Annotated in this window: 20 protein-coding genes; 4 read left to right on the forward strand and 16 right to left on the reverse strand. The window is 60.0% G+C overall.

Features of this window, described 5'->3' with window-relative positions; all coding sequences use genetic code 11:
- The first annotated feature begins 126 nt into the window (after positions 1 to 126).
- The 3 genes from curA (at position 127) to ACA053_RS09195 (ending at position 3,176) form a co-directional block, all read left to right on the forward strand.
- Complete coding sequence (gene curA / locus ACA053_RS09185) at positions 127 to 1,161, forward strand: NADPH-dependent curcumin/dihydrocurcumin reductase (RefSeq protein ID WP_497316786.1); 1,035 nt, start codon at positions 127 to 129, stop codon at positions 1,159 to 1,161.
- A gap of 65 nt (positions 1,162 to 1,226) precedes the next feature.
- Positions 1,227 to 1,829 (forward strand): recombination mediator RecR, encoded by a 603-nt coding sequence (gene recR / locus ACA053_RS09190; protein ID WP_109628916.1) that lies wholly within the window; start codon positions 1,227 to 1,229, stop codon positions 1,827 to 1,829.
- Between the two features lie 198 nt (positions 1,830 to 2,027).
- On the forward strand, positions 2,028 to 3,176 hold the full coding sequence (locus tag ACA053_RS09195; protein WP_497395083.1) for an acyl-CoA dehydrogenase family protein: 1,149 nt from the start codon (positions 2,028 to 2,030) through the stop codon (positions 3,174 to 3,176).
- Positions 3,177 to 3,309: 133 nt separating this feature from the next.
- Here ACA053_RS09195 and ACA053_RS09200 read toward each other — a convergent pair whose 3' ends face one another.
- From ACA053_RS09200 to ccoG, 8 genes are all read right to left on the reverse strand, one after another.
- A complete protein-coding gene (locus ACA053_RS09200; protein ID WP_497316790.1) occupies positions 3,310 to 3,858 on the reverse strand; it encodes an adenine phosphoribosyltransferase in 549 nt (182 codons plus the stop codon).
- Positions 3,859 to 3,937: 79 nt separating this feature from the next.
- Positions 3,938 to 4,672 carry a fumarate/nitrate reduction transcriptional regulator Fnr gene (fnr, locus tag ACA053_RS09205; RefSeq protein WP_497316792.1) on the reverse strand — a complete coding sequence of 245 codons (735 nt, stop codon included), beginning with the start codon at positions 4,670 to 4,672 and terminating at the stop codon, positions 3,938 to 3,940.
- A 129-nt stretch (positions 4,673 to 4,801) separates the two neighbouring features.
- Positions 4,802 to 6,184 (reverse strand): oxygen-independent coproporphyrinogen III oxidase, encoded by a 1,383-nt coding sequence (gene hemN, locus ACA053_RS09210; RefSeq protein WP_109635992.1) that lies wholly within the window; start codon positions 6,182 to 6,184, stop codon positions 4,802 to 4,804.
- Between the two features lie 178 nt (positions 6,185 to 6,362).
- Complete coding sequence (locus ACA053_RS09215) at positions 6,363 to 7,046, reverse strand: sulfite exporter TauE/SafE family protein (protein ID WP_497395085.1); 684 nt, start codon at positions 7,044 to 7,046, stop codon at positions 6,363 to 6,365.
- Positions 7,039 to 7,257, reverse strand: coding sequence for a cbb3-type cytochrome oxidase assembly protein CcoS (gene ccoS, locus ACA053_RS09220; protein ID WP_109628926.1), 219 nt, complete (start codon positions 7,255 to 7,257; stop codon positions 7,039 to 7,041). Before ccoS ends, ACA053_RS09215 begins: the two co-directional genes overlap by 8 nt.
- Positions 7,258 to 7,279: 22 nt before the next feature.
- Positions 7,280 to 9,730, reverse strand: a complete 2,451-nt coding sequence (locus ACA053_RS09225; protein ID WP_497395087.1) for a heavy metal translocating P-type ATPase — start codon at positions 9,728 to 9,730, stop codon at positions 7,280 to 7,282.
- Between the two features lie 175 nt (positions 9,731 to 9,905).
- The gene (locus tag ACA053_RS09230; protein WP_109628930.1) at positions 9,906 to 10,445 is read right to left on the reverse strand and encodes a FixH family protein; all 540 of its coding nucleotides are present in this window, start codon (positions 10,443 to 10,445) and stop codon (positions 9,906 to 9,908) included.
- Between the two features lie 11 nt (positions 10,446 to 10,456).
- Positions 10,457 to 11,872, reverse strand: a complete 1,416-nt coding sequence (ccoG, locus tag ACA053_RS09235) for a cytochrome c oxidase accessory protein CcoG (protein ID WP_109628932.1) — start codon at positions 11,870 to 11,872, stop codon at positions 10,457 to 10,459.
- A 562-nt stretch (positions 11,873 to 12,434) separates the two neighbouring features.
- Between ccoG and ACA053_RS09240 the strand changes: the two genes are divergently transcribed.
- Positions 12,435 to 13,457, forward strand: coding sequence for a metallophosphoesterase family protein (locus ACA053_RS09240; protein ID WP_497395089.1), 1,023 nt, complete (start codon positions 12,435 to 12,437; stop codon positions 13,455 to 13,457).
- Between the two features lie 78 nt (positions 13,458 to 13,535).
- On the opposite strand, the gene ccoP (ACA053_RS09245) is transcribed toward ACA053_RS09240, so the two are convergent.
- From ccoP (ACA053_RS09245) to ccoN (ACA053_RS09280), 8 genes are all read right to left on the reverse strand, one after another.
- On the reverse strand, positions 13,536 to 14,519 hold the full coding sequence (ccoP, locus tag ACA053_RS09245) for a cytochrome-c oxidase, cbb3-type subunit III (RefSeq protein ID WP_109628936.1): 984 nt from the start codon (positions 14,517 to 14,519) through the stop codon (positions 13,536 to 13,538).
- On the reverse strand, positions 14,516 to 14,701 hold the full coding sequence (locus ACA053_RS09250; protein WP_003175465.1) for a CcoQ/FixQ family Cbb3-type cytochrome c oxidase assembly chaperone: 186 nt from the start codon (positions 14,699 to 14,701) through the stop codon (positions 14,516 to 14,518). The genes ccoP (ACA053_RS09245) and ACA053_RS09250 overlap by 4 nt, the downstream gene beginning before the upstream one ends.
- 5 nt (positions 14,702 to 14,706) lie before the next feature.
- A complete protein-coding gene (gene ccoO / locus ACA053_RS09255; protein ID WP_009042961.1) occupies positions 14,707 to 15,315 on the reverse strand; it encodes a cytochrome-c oxidase, cbb3-type subunit II in 609 nt (202 codons plus the stop codon).
- Positions 15,315 to 16,757, reverse strand: coding sequence for a cytochrome-c oxidase, cbb3-type subunit I (gene ccoN / locus ACA053_RS09260; RefSeq protein WP_109628938.1), 1,443 nt, complete (start codon positions 16,755 to 16,757; stop codon positions 15,315 to 15,317). The genes ccoO (ACA053_RS09255) and ccoN (ACA053_RS09260) overlap by 1 nt, the downstream gene beginning before the upstream one ends.
- Positions 16,758 to 17,241: 484 nt before the next feature.
- Positions 17,242 to 18,195: a cytochrome-c oxidase, cbb3-type subunit III gene (gene ccoP, locus ACA053_RS09265; protein WP_497395091.1), complete on the reverse strand. Its 954-nt coding sequence runs from the start codon at positions 18,193 to 18,195 to the stop codon at positions 17,242 to 17,244.
- Positions 18,192 to 18,407, reverse strand: a complete 216-nt coding sequence (locus tag ACA053_RS09270; protein WP_256597487.1) for a cbb3-type cytochrome oxidase subunit 3 — start codon at positions 18,405 to 18,407, stop codon at positions 18,192 to 18,194. Before ACA053_RS09270 ends, ccoP (ACA053_RS09265) begins: the two co-directional genes overlap by 4 nt.
- 3 nt (positions 18,408 to 18,410) lie before the next feature.
- Positions 18,411 to 19,019, reverse strand: coding sequence for a cytochrome-c oxidase, cbb3-type subunit II (gene ccoO, locus ACA053_RS09275; protein WP_109628942.1), 609 nt, complete (start codon positions 19,017 to 19,019; stop codon positions 18,411 to 18,413).
- 10 nt (positions 19,020 to 19,029) lie between these two features.
- Complete coding sequence (gene ccoN, locus ACA053_RS09280) at positions 19,030 to 20,454, reverse strand: cytochrome-c oxidase, cbb3-type subunit I (protein ID WP_497395093.1); 1,425 nt, start codon at positions 20,452 to 20,454, stop codon at positions 19,030 to 19,032.
- Positions 20,455 to 20,521: the final 67 nt, after the last annotated feature.

Genomic DNA, 20,521 nt, shown 5'->3' on the forward strand with positions numbered 1-20,521 from the left:
CCGCTGCGCAGTCCAGCGGGAGCAAGCTCCCTCGCCACAATGAAAGGCAGAAACATCGAACGCCACACCACCACAAAGGTCTTCTCCCCTATACCGCCGAATTCATCGATCACAGGAGACGCTCACATGCCAGACGCATTGACCCTCAACCAACGTATCGTCCTGGCGTCCCGCCCCGTAGGCGCACCGACGCCAGAGAATTTCCGCCTGGAACGGGAGGCCCTGCCGGACCTGGCTGACGGTCAGGTCCTGCTCAAAACGCAATACCTGTCGCTGGATCCCTACATGCGCGGCCGTATGAGTGATGCGCCGTCCTACGCCGCACCGGTGGAAATCGGCGAGGTGATGACCGGTGGCGCTGTCAGCCGCGTCGAGCGCTCGCTGAATCCGAAATTCCACGAAGGCGACCTGGTGGTGGGCGCCACCGGTTGGCAGAGCCACAGCATCAGCGATGGCCGCAACATCATTCCGGTGCCGTCCGGGTTGCCGAGCCCGTCCATGGCCTTGGGTGTGCTGGGCATGCCGGGCATGACCGCGTACATGGGCCTGATGGACATCGGCCAGCCCAACGCTGGCGAAACCCTGGTGGTCGCGGCGGCGTCGGGTGCGGTGGGTTCGGTGGTCGGCCAGGTGGCGAAGATCAAAGGCCTGCGCGTAGTGGGCGTGGCGGGCGGAGCGGAAAAATGTCGCTACGTGATGGAGGCGTTGGGATTCGATGCCTGCGTCGACCACAAGAGCCCGAACTTCGCCGAGGAACTGGCACAAGCGTGCCCCGAGGGCATCGATATCTACTACGAGAACGTCGGTGGCAAGGTGTTCGACGCGGTGGTGCCGCTGCTCAATGCCAAGGCGCGGATTCCGCTCTGCGGCCTCATCGCGTCCTATAACGCCCACGAAGCACCGACCGGCCCGGATCGCCTGCCGCAGTTGCAGCGTACGTTGCTGACCAAGCGCGTACGCATCCAGGGCTTTATCGTGTTCGACGACTACGGTGATCGTCAGCCAGAGTTCGTCAGTGCCATGGCGCCGTGGGTCCGGGACGGCAAGGTCAAGTTCCGCGAAGACGTGGTCGATGGCCTTGAGAATGCCCCCGAGGCGTTCATTGGTCTGCTTGAAGGACGCAACTTCGGCAAACTGGTGGTACGGGTCGCCCAGGACTGAATAATTGACGCTATACAGAGGCGCGGGTATAAACCGCGTCTCGTTGATTTGTCGGACGTTTCCCCATGAGCTTCAGCCCTTTGATTCGCCAACTGATCGATGCCCTGCGAATTTTGCCGGGTGTCGGTCAGAAAACCGCCCAGCGCATGGCGCTGCAACTGCTTGAGCGTGATCGCAGCGGTGGTTCGCGACTGGCGTCGGCACTCAGCCAGGCCATGGAAGGGGTGGGCCATTGCCGGTTATGTCGCACGCTGACCGAAGATGATCTCTGCCCGCAATGTGCCGATACGCGCCGTGACGACACCTTGCTCTGCGTGGTGGAAGGTCCGATGGACGTCTACGCCGTGGAGCAGACCGGGTTCCGGGGTCGCTATTTTGTGCTCAAGGGCCATCTCTCGCCGCTCGACGGCCTGGGACCCGAGGCCATTGGCATTCCGCAGCTGTTGGTGCGGATTGAAGAGGCGGGCACCTTTACCGAAGTCATCCTGGCGACCAACCCGACGGTGGAAGGTGAGGCGACGGCGCATTACATCGCGCAGTTGCTGAGTAATAAAGGCCTGGTTGCTTCGCGTATCGCCCACGGTGTGCCGTTGGGGGGTGAGCTGGAACTGGTGGATGGCGGGACGTTGGCGCATTCGTTTGCCGGGCGTAAACCGATAGCCTTGTAGTGCTTGAACTGGCGCCATCGCGGGCAAGCCCGCTCCCACAGTGTCCGGTGTTGATTACAAATCTGTGAGAACCCCAGTCCCTGTGGGAGCGAGCTTGCTCGCGATGCAGGCACCTCGATCCATATGGTTCACAACAATCCTGTTGAAAACCAAGCAAGCGCTCGGTTAACTTCGCTGAACCTTCAGTGGAGTTCGCCGATGCCTGCCTTCCAGGAATACTTCGATCCCAGCCACCAATTGGTCCGTGACAGCGTCAGACGTTTCGTCGAACGCGAGATCCTTCCGGACATTGACCAGTGGGAAGAGGCGGAAAGCTTTCCGCGCGAGCTCTACCTCAAGGCCGGTGCGGTGGGCATCCTGGGGATCGGTTATCCCGAATCTTTGGGCGGCAGCCACGAAGGCGACCTGTTCGCCAAGGTCGCGGCCAGCGAAGAACTGATGCGTTGCGGCTCTGGCGGTCTGGTGGCCGGCCTCGGTTCACTGGACATCGGCCTGCCGCCGATACTCAAGTGGGCCAGTCCCGAAGTCCGTGACCGCGTCGTGCCGCCAGTGCTGGCCGGCGAGAAGATCAGCGCGCTGGCGGTCACCGAACCCAGCGGCGGCTCCGACGTTGCCAACCTGCAAACCCGTGCGGTACGTGACGGTGATTTCTACCGGGTCAGCGGCAACAAGACCTTTATCACCAGCGGTGTGCGCGCGGATTTCTATACCGTTGCGGTGCGTACCGGCGAGCCGGGTTTCGGCGGCATCAGTCTGCTCCTGATAGAAAAGGGCACACCGGGTTTCACCGTAGGGCGGCAGTTGAAGAAAATGGGCTGGTGGGCGTCGGATACCGCCGAATTGTTCTTCGACGATTGCCGGGTGCCTGTAGGAAATCTGATTGGCGCCGAGAACATGGGCTTCGCCTGCATCATGGGTAACTTCCAGAGCGAACGCCTGGCGTTGGCGTTGATGGCCAACATGACGGCGCAGTTGGCGCTGGAGGAAAGCCTGAAATGGGCGCGTCAGCGTGAGGCCTTTGGCAAACCCATCGGCAAATTCCAGGTGCTCAAGCACCGCCTCGCGGAAATGGCTACGGCGTTGGAGGTGTCACGGGAGTTCACTTACCGTCAGGCGGCGAAAATGGCGGCGGGGCAGAGCGTGATCAAGGAGATTTCCATGGCGAAGAATTTTGCGACGGACACGGCTGACCGAATTACCACGGATGCGGTGCAGATTTTGGGTGGTTTGGGTTACATGCGTGAAAGCCTGGTGGAGCGGTTGTATCGGGATAACCGGATTCTGTCGATCGGTGGCGGGACGCGGGAAGTGATGAACGAGATTATCAGCAAGCAGATGGGGCTTTAATCGGCGGTGTAGCGGCTGACACCATCGCGGGCAAGCCCGCTCCCACAGAATTATCGTCAGACACAAATCTTGTGTACGGCGTAGGTCACTGTGGGAGCGGGCTTGCCCGCGATGGCGTCAGTACAGGCGCCGCTTACTTCTCGCTCAACGAAAACTGCGTCAGGCAAAAAGTCGCAATCCCCATCTCTTCCAGCCGCTGCGACCCACCCAGCTCCGGCAGATCAATAATCGCCGCCGCTTCATGAACCCGTGCGCCCATGCGCCGGATCAGGTTCGCCGCTGCGATCAGCGTGCCGCCGGTGGCGATCAAATCATCAAACATCACCACCGAGTCGCCTTCGCACAAGCTGTCGGCGTGTACTTCGAGAAAGGCTTCACCGTATTCGGTCGCATAACCTTCGGATAACACGTCGGCCGGCAGTTTGCCTTGCTTGCGGAACAGCACCAACGGCTTGTTCAACTGATAGGCCAGGATCGAGCCGATGAGGAAACCACGGGCATCCATCGCCCCGATGTGCGTGAAGTCCGCCTCGACATAACGATGGGCGAAGCTGTCCATCACCAGGCGCAGGGCCGTGGGCGACTGGAACAACGGCGTAATGTCGCGAAAGATCACGCCCGGCTTCGGGAAGTCGATCACGGGACGGATGAGGGATTTGATGTCGAAGGCGTCAAAGGCCATGGTCGAAGAATCCTGGCAGGCTGCAAACGTCGCAGTATAACGGCGGCTGAACCGTTTCGCTCAGCCGCAATCGCCAGAATCAGCCTTCGAGGGAACCACCGGCCAGGGCGCAGAGCTGGATCGGGTCGAGGATGTGGATTTCCTTGCCCTCGGCGGCGATCAGTTCGTTTTGCTGGAAGCGCGTGAACACCCTGGACACGGTTTCCACCGCCAGGCCCAGGTAATTGCCGATTTCGTTGCGCGACATGCTCAGGCGGAACTGATTGGCCGAGAAACCCCGCGCGCGAAAGCGTGCCGAGAGGTTGACCAGGAATGTAGCGATGCGCTCGTCGGCGGTTTTCTTCGACAGCAGCAACATCATTTGTTGATCGTCACGAATCTCGCGGCTCATCACTCGCATCAACTGACGGCGCAGTTGCGGCAGTTGCAGGGCCAGTTCGTCGAGGCGTTCGAAAGGGATTTCGCACACCGACGTGGTTTCCAGGGCTTGCGCCGAAACCGGATGCTTCTCAGTGTCCATGCCCGACAGCCCGACCAGTTCGCTTGGCAGGTGGAAACCGGTGAGCTGTTCTTCACCGCCATCGCTCAGGCTGAAGGTCTTGAGGGCGCCGGAGCGTACTGCATAAACGGAATCGAAAGTGTCGCCCTGGCGGAACAGGAACTCGCCTTTTTTCAGCGGACGACCCCGTTTGACGATTTCGTCCAACGCTTCCATGTCTTCCAGATTCAGAGAAAGTGGCAAGCAGAGGGGGGCCAGGCTGCAATCCTTGCAATGGACCTGGCTTTGAGCGCGCAGTTTTACTGGCTCGGACATTTCTTCAATCCTTGTGGGAAAACACACATAAGCCGTAAGGGTAACTCACGGGAGGACATTCAGGCACGCGGCGATTTTGCCGCAGGGTCGTAAAGCCAGCATTTTGCTAACCGGCAAGTGAGCTGATGACTAGATCACTCGCGAAAACCGCTGGTGATTGTGCTGTTGCAAATAGGCATCGAACACCATGCACACCGAGCGCACCAGCAAGCGACCGGCGGGCAGTACGCTGATCCGCTCGTTGTCGAGGCTGATCAAACCGTCATCGGCCATGGTCTGTAGCTGAGGCCACAGTTCACCGAAGTAACCGCGAAAATCGATGTTGAAGGCCTGTTCGATGTCCGCGAACTCCAGGTTGAACGTGCAGATCAACTGTTGAATCACCGCCCGTCGCACGCGGTCATCGGCGTTGCACAGCAAACCACGGCTGGTGGCCAGTTGGGCGGAGGCCAGCGTGTTCTGATACTGATTCAGATCGCTGTTGTTCTGGCAGTAGAGGTCGCCGATCTGACTGATGGCCGACACCCCCAGCCCGATCAAATCGCAATGGCCGTGAGTGGTGTAGCCCTGAAAGTTACGTTGCAGGGTCGATTCTTCCTGGGCAATCGCCAGCTCATCGTCGGGCAAGGCGAAGTGGTCCATGCCGATGTAGCGGTAACCGGCAGCGGTCAGTTGTTCAATGGTGCGCTGGAGCATTTCCAGCTTCTGCGCCGGCGTCGGCAACTCGTTGCTGTTGATCCGCCGCTGCGGCATGAAGCGTTCCGGCAGGTGCGCGTAGTTGAACACTGAAAGCCGATCCGGTTGCAGTGCGATGACTTCGTCGACCGTGCGGGCGAAGTTGTCCGGTGTCTGCTTCGGCAAGCCGTAGATCAGGTCGATGTTGATCGAACGAAATTGCAGGGTCCGGGCGGCGTCGATCACGGCGCGGGTTTCTTCCAGGCTTTGCAGGCGATTGACCGCCCGTTGCACCGCCGGGTCGAGGTCTTGCAGGCCAATGCTGACCCGATTGAAGCCCAGTTCGCGGAGCAGGCCCATGGTCGACCAATCGGCTTCGCGCGGGTCGATCTCGATGCCGTAGTCGCCGGAATCGTCGTCCAGCAGGTTGAAGTGCTTGCGCAGATGAGCCATCAACTGGCGCAGTTCGTCGTGGCTGAGAAAAGTCGGGGTACCGCCGCCGAAGTGCAGTTGCTCGACTTTCTGAGCCGGGTCGAGGTGGCAGGCGATCAGCTGGATTTCCTGCTCAAGGCGCTGCAAATAGGGCAGGGCGCGGCCACGGTCCTTGGTGATGACTTTGTTGCAGGCGCAGTAGTAGCAAATGTTCGCGCAGAACGGCACGTGCACGTACAGCGACAACGGGCGCAGTGCCTTGCGGCTGTCGCGCAGGGCGTGAAACAGGTCGAAGGTGCCGACCTGTCCGTCGAATTGCACGGCGGTGGGGTAAGAGGTGTAGCGCGGCCCCGCCAGGTCGTAACGGCGGATAAGATCAGTGTCCCAACGAATGGCGTCGAGCATCATGCGGGCATTCCCCCGGATAGGCTGGCAGTGTCAGCGAGTCTATGGGGTGGGGCGGCGGGGCATCTTGATTTGCATCAACGGTCAGGATTTGTGTTGTTGATCAGGAACTCTTCGCGGGCAAGCCTTGCTCCTACAGGTAGGAGCGAGGCTTGCCCGCGAAGGGCGCACCACCGATCTAATGCCCCATGAGCCAATGCTGATGCGGCCCCGGCAAGGTCCAGATGCCGAACACCATCACCAGCAACCCACCCGTCATCCGCACACTGCGTTTGCGCAACAACGCCATGACCCGCTCCGCCGCGAGCCCCGTGGCCAGCAGCACCGGCCAGGTGCCGAGCCCGAACGCGAGCATCAGCAGCCCACTGTCCAGCGCATTGCCCTGGCTCGCCGCCCACAGCAACGTGCTGTAAACCAACCCGCACGGCAGCCAGCCCCACAGTGCGCCCAGCAGCAACGCGCGGGGCAGGCTCGATACCGGCAGCAGTTTGTTGGCAACCGGCTGGATATGCCGCCACAGGCCTCGTCCGAGGCTTTCGATGCGGGTCAGGCCGCTCCACCAGCCGGCGAGGTAAAGCCCCATCGCGATGAGCAGCAATCCGGCAATCACGCGCATGAACATGGCCGCCGGACTGTTGGCGACCGCCCAGCCCGCCAGGCCGATCAGAAGACCGGCCGTCGCATAGCTGAGAATTCGCCCCAGGTTGTACGCCAGCAACAGTCGAAAACGTCGGCTGCGTTGCTCCTTGGGAATCGCCAGGGTCAACGCGCCCATCAGGCCGCCGCACATGCCCAGGCAATGGCCTCCGCCGAGCAGGCCGAGAATCACCGCAGACACCAACAGTGGCGCCAACTCAAGCATGAGGCGGCGCCTTGTCGTCCGGTTTGGCCGGATGGCCGCTGGCTTCGTCGACCGCGGCCTTGTGGTTCGGGTCCTGGTCGTCGAACAGAATGCTGTGGGCCGGGCCGTCGAGGTCGTCGTACTGACCGCTGTCGACCGCCCAGAAGAAGATAAAGATAGCGATGGCCACGATCAGCAGCGCGGCCGGGATCATCACGTAGAGAGCTGGCATCTGGACTCCATGCCCGCGCGGCTCAGGCCGGCAGCGGGCGGGTTTCTGGCGTGGTGTGGGCGGCAGGCGCGCTCGGCAGGCGAGTCAGGCGCAGGGCGTTCAGCACCACGGTCAACGAACTGATGGACATGCCGACCGCAGCCCACACCGGAGTGATCCAGCCGAGGGCGGCGAACGGCAACATGAGGCCATTGTACAGCCCGGCCCACAGCAGGTTCTCGATGATTACCCGGCGGGTGCGCCGCGCCAGGCTGAAGGCTTGCACCAGCGCATCGAGACGGTTGGACAGCAACACCGCATCGGCACTGGTTTTCGCCAGATCGGTGGCCGAACCCATCGCCACGCTGATGTCGGCAGCGGCCAGCACCGGCACGTCATTGACCCCGTCACCGAGCATCAACACCTTGCGGCCTTCCTTGTGCAGCTGTTGCAGGACCTGCAATTTGTCATCGGGGCGCAAACCGCCCCGGGCTTCGTCGATGCCCAGTTCGACGGCGACGCTGGCGACCATTGGCGAGGTATCGCCCGACAGCAGCAATGTGCGCCAGCCACGGGCCTTGCACGCTTCCACTAGCGCCGGCGCATCGGCACGCAAGCGGTCATCGAGGACAAACCACGCCAGTGGCCCTTGGCTGTCGCCGAGCAGCAGCCACTGACCCGCTTCGTCGGGCATCACCGGCACGGCGGCGCCACTGAGTTCGCAGACGAAACCCGGCTGGCCAATGCGCAGGCGCTGCGTGCCGACCAAACCTTCGAGGCCCAGCCCCGGCGTGCTGAGGACTTCTTCGGCCGCCAGCGGCGCCCGGCCAAATGCGCGGGCGATCGGGTGTTCGGAACGGTTTTCCAGCGCGGCGGCGAGACTCAGGCATTGATCGCTGTCGAGTGCGCCGAGCGGGCGGATCGAACGCAAGGCCAATCGACCTTCGGTCAACGTGCCGGTCTTGTCGAAAATCACCGTGTCGATCTGGTTCAGACCTTCCAGCACATGACCGCGGGTCAGCAGTAAACCGAGTTTGTGCAGCGTGCCGGTGGCGGCGGTGAGGGCGGTCGGCGTGGCCAGCGACAAGGCGCACGGGCACGTCGCAACCAGCATCGCCAGAACAATCCAGAAGGCTCGTGACGAATCCAGTTCCCACCACAACAGGCCAATCGCTGCGGCAGCGATCAATGACAGCAACAGGAACCATTGCGCGGCGCGGTCGGCGATTTCCGCCAGTCGCGGCTTCTCGGCCTGAGCGCGGTCCAGCAGGCGGACGATGGCTGACAGTCGCGTGTCCTGACCCAGCGCCAAGACTTCCACGGTCAACGCGCCTTCGACGTTCAGGGTGCCGGCGGTGACCGCATCGCCTTGGGTACGCGGTTGCGGCAAGTATTCGCCGGTCAGCAGCGATTCGTCGATGCTCGACTGGCCATCGAGGATCTTGCCGTCGGCCGGCAGAATAGCGCCCGGGTGCACCAGCACTTGATCGCCGACACGCAACTCGCTAAGCAGGATCCGCTCGCTCTGGCCGTCGGAGCTCAGGCGCAGGCACGAAGCAGGTAACAGGTTTACAAGCTGTGCGGTAGCGGCGGCGGTGCGTTCGCGGGCGCGACGTTCCAGATAACGCCCGGCCAGCAAGAACAGCGCGAACATCCCTACGGCATCGAAATACAGCTCGCCGACGCCGGTGATCGAGGTCCAGATCCCGGCGATGTAGGCACTGCCGATCGCCAGTGACACCGACACATCCATGGTCAGGTGGCGGGTGCGCAAATCACGCATCGCCCCTTTGAAAAACGGCGCACAGCTGTAGAACACGATCGGTGTGGTGAGGAACAGCGCGACCCAGCGCAGGATGGTGTGCAGCTCGGGGCTGAGGTCGATATTGAATTCCGGCCAGGTGGCCATGGTCGCCATCATCGCCTGGAACCACAGCAGTCCGGCGACACCGAGTTGGCGCAAGGCCAGGCGGTTTTCGCTGGCCAGTTGTTCGCTGGCGCGGTCGGCTTGATACGGGTGCGCGGCGTAGCCGATGTGGCGCAATTCGCTGAGCACTTGGCTCAACGGCAATTGCGCGTCGGCCCAGCGTACGTGAAGGCGATGGTTGGACAGGTTCAATCGCGCTTCGGCCACCGCGGGCAAGGCGCGCAGGTGTTTTTCGATCAACCAGCCGCAGGCGGCGCAGCTGATGCCTTCCATCAACAGGGTGGTTTCGGCGAGTTCGCCGTCGTGACGCACGAAAGGCTTTTGCACGTCGGCGCGGTCGTAGAGCGCCAACTCATCCACCAACTGCACCGGCAAGGCTTCGGGGTTGGCCGACGACTCGCTGCGATGCTGGTAATAGCTTTCCAGCCCACCGGCCACAATCGCCTCAGCCACGGCCTGGCAACCCGGGCAGCAGAACTCGCGGGTTTCACCGAGGACCGCAGCGGTGAAGCGGCTGCCGGCCGGGACGGGCAGGGCGCAGTGGTAGCAGGGCAGTTGGGTGGTCATCTAAGTGGCCATGAAAACAATATTGTTAAAACCGGGGCAGGTTCTGTGGCGAGGGGATTTATCCCCGTTCGGCTGCGAAGCAGTCGTGAAACCTGTTAGCGGAAATATGACTGGAAGAATGCAGGGGGCCGCTTCGCAGCCCAACGGGGATAAATCCCCTCGCCACATTGCGAGTTTACTTCTTCAGGTCTTCCGCGCCTTGCAGCGGCTCGTCACCCAAGAGCAGATCCTTGTCATGGCTGACCAGCTCTTCTTCGAACATGCGCCAGATGTGGTCGTCCTGAGTGCCCAGCAATTCGACGAAACGACGGCCTTCAACCTTGTCACTCAACTGGCCAATATAGCGGCCCTGTTCGGTTTCGCTGCGGGCCAGGGTGATCTTGCGATCCTTCTCCGGCTGGGTCGGCGAGATCAGGTTCAGCTCAAGGGTTTTCGGTTGGCTGTTGCCGCTCAGGCGCAAATCGACTTCGCCGGTCACATCGTCCAGATGAACGCTGGCGCGCAGCAACAGGGTCTGGGCCAGCAGCTCGCGGTCAAGGGAGCGGTTGATGCCTTTGCCGGCCTCGTAGTAGTTGTCGTTGACCAGGTTGTCCGGGTTGTTCACCGCGATGGTCACCATGGACAAGGTCAGGGTCACGGAACAGGCCAGGATGGCGATGATGATCCATGGCCAAAGATGCTTGTACCAAGGGCTTGCGGCGTTTGCTGCGGGCATGATCACTTCTCTCAACGAATTTGTGGGCCGATGAATCGGCTCTTGGCTTCAACGTGGACGCTGTCGTCATCGGCATCCTTGAGGATGAATTTCACCTCGTTGGTGCTCGACGGCAGTTTTTCCGGTGCGATCGACAATTCGACCGGCTGGCTGAAAATCTCCCCGGCGGCGACTTTGATCTCGCGCTTGCCTTGCAGCTTCAGGTCCGGCAAACCGGAGGCTTCCAGCACGTAGGTATGGTCGTGCTGGTCTTTGTTCATGATCTTCAGGCTGTAGACGTTTTCGATCCGGCCTTCGGCGTTCTCGCGGTACAGCACGCGGTCCTTGCTGACGTCGAAACCCACCAGCGAACGCATGAAGAACGCGCCCGCCAGCAAGCCCATCATGGCCAGCAGCACCAGGGCATAGCCGATCAGGCGCGGGCGCAGTTTATGGGTTTTTTGCCCGGACAGGTTGTGTTCGGTGGTGTAGCTGATCAACCCGCGGGGGTAGTCCATCTTGTCCATGATGCTGTCGCAGGCATCGATGCACGCCGCGCAGCCGATGCATTCAATCTGCAGACCGTCCCGAATGTCGATCCCGGTCGGGCAGACCTGGACGCACATGGTGCAGTCGATGCAGTCGCCCAGGCCCTGGGCCTTGTAGTCGATGCCTTTCTTGCGCGGGCCGCGACTTTCACCACGGCGCGGATCGTAGGAGACGATCAGGGTGTCCTTGTCGAACATCACGCTCTGGAAACGCGCATACGGGCACATGTAAATGCACACCTGCTCACGCAACCAGCCGGCGTTGCCGTAGGTGGCGAGGGTGAAGAAACCGACCCAGAAATACGACCAGCCATCGGCTTCGCCGGTGAAGAAGTCGATCGTCAGTTCGCGAATGGGCGAGAAGTAACCGACGAAGGTCATGCCGGTGACGAAGCCGATCAGCAGCCACATCGAGTGCTTGCTGAATTTGCGCAGGAATTTGTTGGCACTCATCGGCGCCTTGTCGAGTTTGATGCGCTGGTTGCGGTCGCCTTCGGTGACCTTTTCGCACCACATGAAAATCCACGTCCAGACGCTCTGCGGGCAGGTATAGCCGCACCAGACCCGACCGGCGTACACGGTAATGAAGAACAGGCCGAAGGCGCTGACGATCAGGATCCCGGAAAGCAGGATGAAATCTTGAGGCCAGAAGGTCGCCCCGAAGATGAAAAACTTGCGCTCCGGCAGGTTCCACCAGACGGCTTGATGGCCGCCCCAGTTCAGCCAGACCGTGCCGAAATACAGCAGAAACAACCCGGCACCGCCCATCATCCGCAGGTTGCGGAACAGGCCGGTGAAGGCTCGCGTGTAGATTTTTTCCCGAGAGGCGTAGAGGTCGACGCTGGTGTTCGCGTCTTTGGCTGGCGGTGTGACGTCGTGTACCGGAATCTGATTGCTCATCATTGCATCCCACGGCAGTGGAAAAATGCCTCGGTCAGTACATGCCGACCGCGGTCAAAAAGAGGTGTTGCAGTGGCGCAATGATACGCCTGTCGCTCTAGCTCAAGGGTGCGACCTTTGGTCACGTTGGTGGAAATCAACTGACAGTGTAATGACTTGAATCAATTGACTTGTGAATTATGGACGGTTTTGCAGGGCGCGCGGGTCAATCAGCACGGGTTGATCAATCGCACAGGGCTGGAAGGAGCGTCCGCCATGTTGCGAGTCATTGCCTCAGCCTGGGGGGGGCGCAAATCAGCAATCACGTTCGTATCGAGCAGGAACATCAGGACAGATCCACGGTTCGATGAGGGTGATTCCACGCTCGATTTAGAGGTGTCACCAACAAGTAAGTAATGGTTGAATTTATGTTCGTTAGTTGGGAGTTCTCAAATGTTTGGTGGTTTTTGAAATATAGGTTGTTAATTGCGGGCTTTGCATGGATTTAAAACATGGCATAAATTGTTGGTAGGTTTGTAAGTTGCACACCTGTTAACTAATCTTGTTATGGAAATGGAATTCTATGTTTTTGACTAAATGCACCAGGCCACTTGCTGGCGTGTTGTTATGTATTGCCGCGTCGGCTGCCCATGCGAACCCCACCGACTTCTCGCCTCGCCATTTGATATTTACTTCGGATCCGCAATTCCCCTGGACCGAAAGTTCTGATTACGGTTGGGAGGAGTCGGATTCGGACCGAGACAAGCGTTCTCGTTGGTTGATTGAAACCCAGTATTCGGATGTCGCCAGTTTTCGGAGCAACCACAGCCAGGACCCTGGCCATATTCCGGTCATGATCAATGGGGATATGACGGCTTTCGGCCACGGCAGCGAACGCTCCACAACCCAGTCGATTCTGGAGAAGTACCTGGGCGGTGTTTATGACTACGGTCTGGGTAATCACGACTACGAAAACAATATTAATGACTGCAGTTTTCCCGAGAATAATTGCGCCGCTGGTAGCATTGTTGAGTTGCGGGGAAAATATTGGGGGAAGGTCAATACGTTTGATTTTGCAGCTCGGAGCGAGGGGGGTGCAAAAGTCTATTACGGAAGTCTTGCTTATTCAAAGTCTGTGGGTGATGTTCACCTGATACAACTCAATAACGAGCCTACTTACACGGTGAATTTTTCCTCGGGGTTTCCTTTGAATAAGGTTAACTTTGAAATCTCGGATGCGCTGGATTGGCTGGAGCGCGATCTGCTGCAGGCGCGCAATCAGGGTCAGATCATTTTAATTAATATGCACAAACCTGATCGCTGGAAGGGAAGCCCGGAACAGATTGAACGCTTCAAGGCCATGATTGCACGCTACGAGGTCACCGCGGTGTTCGCAGGGCATTTACATAATGAACCGGGGCGTTTTACCGGATGGAACAGGACGGATTACTTTGGTGACGTTCCGGTGTTCCTGAGTGGCGGCGCTTCCAATCAGACCTACCTGATCGCCAGTTTTGCGCTGGATCGCAAGACGCTGACGGTGCATCAGGTCAACGGTAACAACTGGCCAAGCCGCAAGGAGGTCGAAACCATCGCGGTTCGATAATCCCCACATTCCGGCCCCAAACGAAAACGGCCCCGTCAAATGACGGGGCCGTTTTTTTGTTGCAGCAAGCGTGTGCCTTTACTGAGCGTCTTCCGCCGGCGCTTTCTCACCGTGAGAGAGGCTGTAGACGTAAGCGGCCAGCAGGTGAACCTTGTCGTTGCCTTGCAGCTGTTCTTGCGCAGGCATCTGGCCCTGACGGCCGTAACGGATGGTCTGCTGCAGTTGAGCGAAGCTCGAACCGTAGATGAACGCTGCCGGGTGAGTCAGGTCAGGTGCGCCCATCGCTGGGGTGCCTTTGCCTTCCGGACCGTGGCATACCGCGCAATTGGCGGCGAACAGCTTCTGACCGGCGACCGGATCAGCCTTGGTGCCTTCCGGCAGCTTGCGGCCATCGAGGTTGGTCAGCACGAACGAAGCAACGTCCGCAACGCCTTGCTCGCCGATCACGTCAGCCCACGCTGGCATGACCGCGTGACGGCCACCCATGATGGTGGTCTTGATGGTTTCCGCTTCACCACCCCAGCGCCAGTCGGCGTCGGTCAGGTTCGGGAAGCCATAAGCGCCTTTTGCGTCGGAGCCGTGGCAGACCGAGCAGTTGGAGGCGAACAGGCGGCCACCCATCTTCAGGGCTTGCGGGTCCTTGGCGACTTCTTCAATCGGCATGGAAGCGAACTTGGCGAAGATCGGACCGAACTTGGCGTCCGACTTGGCCATTTCCTTTTCCCACTCGTGAACGCCGGTCCAGCCGGTCTGGCCGTTGGCGAACGCGGTCTGCTTCTCGTTATCCAGGTAGTTGTAACCTGGCAGCAGGCCTTTCCAGTTGCCCAGGCCCGGGTACAGCACCAGGTAGCCCAAGGCGAAGATGATGGTGCCCACGAACAGCATGAACCACCATTTCGGCAGTGGGTTGTCGTACTCCTCGATCCCGTCGAAGGAGTGGCCAACCGTTTCCTCTGTCTGCTCGGCTCGCTGGCCCTTGCGGGTGGACAGCAGCAGCCAGGTCAGGGCGAAGATGGTGCCGAGACTGAGGACTGTGACGTACAGACTCCAGAACGTAGTCATTCTTTGTTACTCCTAGAAGCTTGCTCGACGTGCTTGATGGCTTCGGGATCGTCCGCGAAAGGCAGCAAGGTCGCGTCTTCAAACTCCGACTTGCGCTTTGGGCTGAATACCCACAACGCCAGACCGATGAAGGCCACCATCACAACAACGGTGCCCAGGCCACGAATCATCCCGATATCCATCTAAATCACCGTTTGCTTTTGATGATGGTGCCCAGGCCTTGCAGATAGGCCACCAGCGCGTCCATTTCGGTTTTGCCCTTCACAGCATCCTTGGCACCGGCGATGTCTTCGTCGGTGTAAGGGACGCCGAGCGTGCGCAAGACTTCCATTTTCTTGGCAGTGTCTTTGCCGTCGAGCTTGTTTTCCACGAGGAACGGGTAGGCCGGCATTTTCGACTCAGGCACCACGTTGCGCGGGTTGTACAAGTGCGCACGCTGCCAGTCATCGGAGTAACGACCGCCGACACGGGCCAAGTCCGGACCGGTACGCTTGGAACCCCACAGGAACGGGTGGTCCCAGACGCTTTCACCGGCAACGGAGTAGTGGCCGTAACGTTCGGTTTCAGCACGGAACGGGCGGATCATCTGCGAGTGGCAGCCGACACAACCGTTGGCGATGTAAACGTCGCGGCCTTCCAGTTCAAGGGCGGTGCGAGGCTTCATGCCTTCGACCGGCTTGTTGGTGACGTCCTGGAAAAACAGCGGAACGATCTGGGTCAGGCCGCCGATGCTGACGGCGATAACCATGAAGAAGGCCAGCAGGCCAATGTTCTTCTCGACTGCTTCATGCTTCATCAGTGAGCTCCAACTACAGCAATCTGAGCGGCGGCTTCGGCTTCAGCCGGGTTCGAGGCACGTACGGTCCGCCATACGTTGTAGGCCATGAACAGCATGCCGCTGGCAAAGAACGCACCGCCCAGGGCGCGAACGATGAAACCAGGGTGGCTGGCTTGCAGGGCTTCGACGAACGAGTAGGTGAGGGTGCCGTCGTCGTTGATTGCACGCCACATCAGGCCCTGGGTGATGCCGTTGACCCACATCGAAGCGATGTACAGAACGGTGCCAATGGTCGCGAGCCAGAAGTGCGCGTTGATCAGGCCGATGCTGTGCATCTGCGCGCGACCGAACAGTTTCGGGATCATGTGATAGATGGCGCCGATCGAGATCATCGCAACCCAGCCCAAGGCGCCGGCGTGTACGTGGCCGATGGTCCAGTCGGTGTAGTGCGACAGCGAGTTCACGGTCTTGATGGCCATCATCGGGCCTTCAAAGGTCGACATGCCGTAGAAGGCCAGCGACACAACCAGGAAGCGCAGGATCGGGTCGGTGCGCAGCTTATGCCAGGCGCCCGACAGGGTCATCATGCCGTTGATCATGCCGCCCCAGCTTGGAGCCAGCAGGATGATCGACATCGCCATGCCCAGGGACTGAGCCCAGTCCGGCAGTGCGGTGTAGTGCAGGTGGTGCGGACCGGCCCAGATGTACAGGGTGATCAGCGCCCAGAAGTGCACGATCGACAGGCGATAGGAGTAGATCGGACGCTCGGCCTGCTTCGGAACGAAGTAGTACATCATCCCCAGGAAGCCGGTGGTCAGGAAGAAACCGACCGCGTTGTGGCCGTACCACCACTGGATCATCGCGTCAGTCGCACCGGCGTAGGCCGAGTAGGACTTGAAGAAGCTGACCGGCAGGGACGCGTGGTTGACGATGTGCAGCATCGCCGTCACGACGATGAAGGCACCGTAGAACCAGTTACCCACATAGATATGCTTGGTGTTGCGCTTGGTGATGGTGCCGAAGAACACCAGACCGTAGGACACCCAGACGATGGCCAGCAGAATAGCCAGGGGCCATTCCAGTTCCGCGTATTCCTTGGTGGTGGTGTAACCCAACGGCAAGGTAATGATCGCGCCGACAATGACCGCTTGCCAACCCCAGAAGGTGAAGGCTGCGAGGCTGTCGGAAATCAGTCGCGTTTGGCAGGTTCGCTGCACGACGTAATAAGAAGTGGCAAACAGAGCACAACCACCGAAGGCGAAAATCACCAGGTTGGTGTGCAACGGGCGTAAGCGTCCAAAAGTCGTCCACGGCAGACCGAAGTTCAATTCCGGCCATACAAGCTGTGAGGCGATGAAGACACCAAGCCCCATGCCAAGGATCCCCCAGACCACCGTCATGATGGCGAACTGGCGGACTACCTTATAGTTATAAGCAGTCGGACTGATTGCTGTGCTCATTCTAAGGTTCCACGGTTTGGGTGTTTTATTAGGAGTAAAAATCGGCCGCAAGTATGTAGAAAGCGGGGGGTCATTGCAACGCGCCATGACCTGGGTCAATGCTTTCAAAAGCTGATTCTGCGGCCTTTCCATGCGCCGCGTAAGGACAAAATCGGCCTCGGACAAAATGTCGCAGTGAACGAAAAAGGTGAGGGGGTCAGGTCAGTTGTTACGGGGTGTGTTCAAACACAACGATCGGGTGACCGATGGCAATTGGCACGACAGCCGGTATCTACCAGCCTTTGCGGCCTGTCATCGAGCAGATTCGTCGAACACATCGGGTTGAGTCGACCTGGAACCGGCTCATGCCAGTTCGCATCGGAGCAAGCTTAGACCCGAATCAGGTGAACCGAAAGGAGGACCAACGGAGGGGTGCGACACTTGGTCGCAAAGAGGCAGGGAACTGCCGCATCCGGGGAGAATGCGGCAGTAGAGCGGTCGAGATTTATTCGCGTTTGTCTTCGGCTTGCAGACGGTCGGTGTTCAGACCGTGAGACAGGCTGTAAACGTAGGCGGCCAGCAATTGCACCTTGTCGTTGCCGAGCAATTCGTTCTGCGCCGGCATATGGCCCTGGCGGCCATGGCGGATGGTCTGTTGCAGTTGCGCCAGGCTTGTACCGTAGATGAATCCGGCCGGTTGCGTCAGGTTCGGCGCGCCCATGGCTTCAGTGCCTTTGCCGGTTGCCCCATGACAGGCTACGCAGGTGGTGCTGAATGCTTGCTGTCCGGCGTGCAGATCGGCGGTGTCGTCAGCGGGCAGTGGCAGGCCGGCCAGTTCGTGACGCACATACGCGGCCACGTTCTTCACGCCGGCCTCACCGAGGATTTCACCCCAGGCCGGCATGGCCGCCATGCGACCGCCCATGATTGTGGTCTTGATCAGCTCGGCGTCGCCGCCCCAACGCCAGTTGCTGTCGGCCAGGTTCGGGAAGCCGAAAGCGCCCTTGGCATCCGAGCCGTGGCACACCGAGCAGTTGGACGCAAACAGGCGACCACCCATTTTCAGCGCTTGCGGGTCATTGGCCACTTCTTGCACCGGCATGGCGGCGAATTTGGCGAAGATCGGCCCGAACCTGGCGTCTGCCTTGTTCATCTCCTTTTCCCATTCGTGGACGCCGGTCCAGCCGTCCTCGTAACCCGGCAGGATGCCTTTCCAGTTGCCCAGGCCCGGATAAAGAATCAGGTAGCCCACGGCGAATACCAGCGTGCCGGCGAACAGCATGAACCACCACTGCGGCAGCGGATTGTCGTACTCCTCGATGCCGTCGAAGCTGTGGCCCATGGTCTGGTCGACGCTGCCCTTGGTTTCGCCCTTGCGGGTGCCGATCAGCAGCCAGGTCAGGCCGATCAGGCTGCCGATGGTCAGTACGCAGATCCACGTACTCCAGAAGGTGGTCATGGCCGGGTACTCCTTGTTTCAGGTTCTTGGGTGCTATCGGGTTGTGGCTCATCGGCAAACGGCAACAGGCGCGCTTCGGCGAATTCCGGGTTGCGCTTGCTGTTGAACACCCATAGCGTCAGGCCGACGAAGGCCACGAACACGACGACCGTACCGAGACCGCGGATCATTCCACTGCTTATCACGGTCACTATTTCGAAGGGTATGGTCATGGCTCACCTCTTGCTCTTGATGGCAGTGCCGAGCACTTGCAGGTAAGAAACGAGTGCGTCCATTTCGGTCTTGCCCTTGAGGCTGGCGACCGCGCCGCTGATGTCGTCATCGCTGTATGGCACGCCGAGGGTGCGCATGGTGCGGATCTTGGTTTCGGTGTGGCTGCTGTCGACCGCTTGCGTGACCAGCCATGGGTAGGCAGGCATCTTCGATTCGGGTACGACGTTGCGCGGGTTGTACAAGTGCGCGCGGTGCCAGTCATCCGAGTAGCGCGCGCCGACCCGGGCCAGGTCCGGACCGGTACGTTTCGAGCCCCAGAGGAATGGGTGATCCCAGACGCTTTCACCGGCCACCGAGTAGTGGCCGTAACGTTCGGTCTCGGCGCGGAATGGCCGGATCATCTGCGAGTGGCAACCGACGCAGCCTTCGCGGATGTAAATGTCGCGACCTTCCAGTTGCAGCGCGGTGTAGGGCTTCATGCCTTCCACCGGTTTATTGGTCACGTCCTGGAAGAACAGCGGGACGATCTGGGTCAGACCGCCGATGCTCACGGCCAAGACCATCAGCAGCATCAGCAGGCCGACGTTTTTCTCGATTGTTTCGTGTTTCATGGCGGACTCCTCAGGCGATCTGCGCGGCAGCGGTGACTTCGGCAGGCTGCGAGGCCCGCACGGTGCGCCAGGTGTTGTAAGCCATCAGGAACATGCCGCTGAGGAAGATCGCACCGCCCACCAGTCGCACGACGAAGCCTGGGTGGCTGGCCACCAGGGTTTCGACGAAGGAGTAGGTCAGCGTGCCGTCTTCGTTGACTGCGCGCCACATGAGGCCCTGGGCGATGCCGTTGACCCACATCGAGGCGATGTACAGCACGGTGCCGATGGTGGCGAGCCAGAAGTGCGCGTTGATCAGGCCGATGCTGTGCATCTGCGTGCGGCCGAAGATTTTCGGGATCATGTGGTACAGCGCGCCGATTGAAATCATCGCTACCCAACCGAGTGCCCCGGCGTGAACGTGGCCGATGGTCCAGTCGGTGTAGTGGGAGAGGGCGTTGACCGTCTTGATCGCCATCATCGGCCCTTCGAAGGTCGACATGCCGTAGAAGGCCAGCGAGACCACGAGAAAGCGCAGGATCGGGTCGCTGCGCAACTTATGCCAGGCGCCCGACAGGGTCATCATCCCGTTGATCATCCCGCCCCAGCTTGGCGCCAGCAGGATCAGCGACATCACCATGCCCAGCGACTGCGCCCAGTCCGGCAGCGCGGTGTAGTGCAAGTGGTGCGGACCGGCCCAGATGTACAGGGTGATCAGGGCCCAGAAGTGCACGATCGACAAGCGATAGGAATACACCGGACGCTCGGCCTGTTTCGGCACGAAGTAATACATCATCCCGAGGAAACCGGCGGTGAGGAAAAAGCCTACGGCGTTGTGGCCGTACCACCACTGAACCATGGCATCGGTCGCACCGGCGTACACCGAGTACGACTTGGTGAAACTCACCGGCAATTCAACGTTGTTGACGATGTGCAGAATCGCCACGGTGATGATGAACGCACCGAAGAACCAGTTGCCGACGTAGATGTGCTTGGTCTTGCGTTTGGCCAGTGTGCCGAAGAACACGATGGCGTAGGCGACCCAGACGATGGTGATCAGGATGTCGATCGGCCATTCCAGCTCGGCGTACTCCTTGGAACTGGTGTAGCCCAGGGGCAGGCTGATCGCCGCCAGCAGGATCACCAATTGCCAGCCCCAGAAGCAGAACGCGGCGATTTTCGGTGCAAACAGCTGGGTCTGGCAGGTGCGTTGCACCGAATAGAATGAACTGGCGAACAGGGCGCAACCGCCGAAGGCGAAGATCACCGCGTTGGTGTGCAGCGGGCGCAACCGGCCGAAACTGGTCCACGGCAAATCGAAGTTGAGTTCAGGCCAGACCAATTGGGCCGCGAGAAAAACCCCGAGCCCCATGCCGACGATGCCCCACACCACCGTCATAATGGCGAATTGGCGGACCACCTTGTAGTTGTAGGCGGTACTGATAGAAGTGTTCATGGTTCCCCATCCACGGTTCAGCCGAAGTGAGCACGCTTGCAACAAAAAGGCAGCGCGTCCTTCGCCT

The sequence above is a fragment of the Pseudomonas sp. LBUM1672 genome (genome assembly GCF_059695655.1).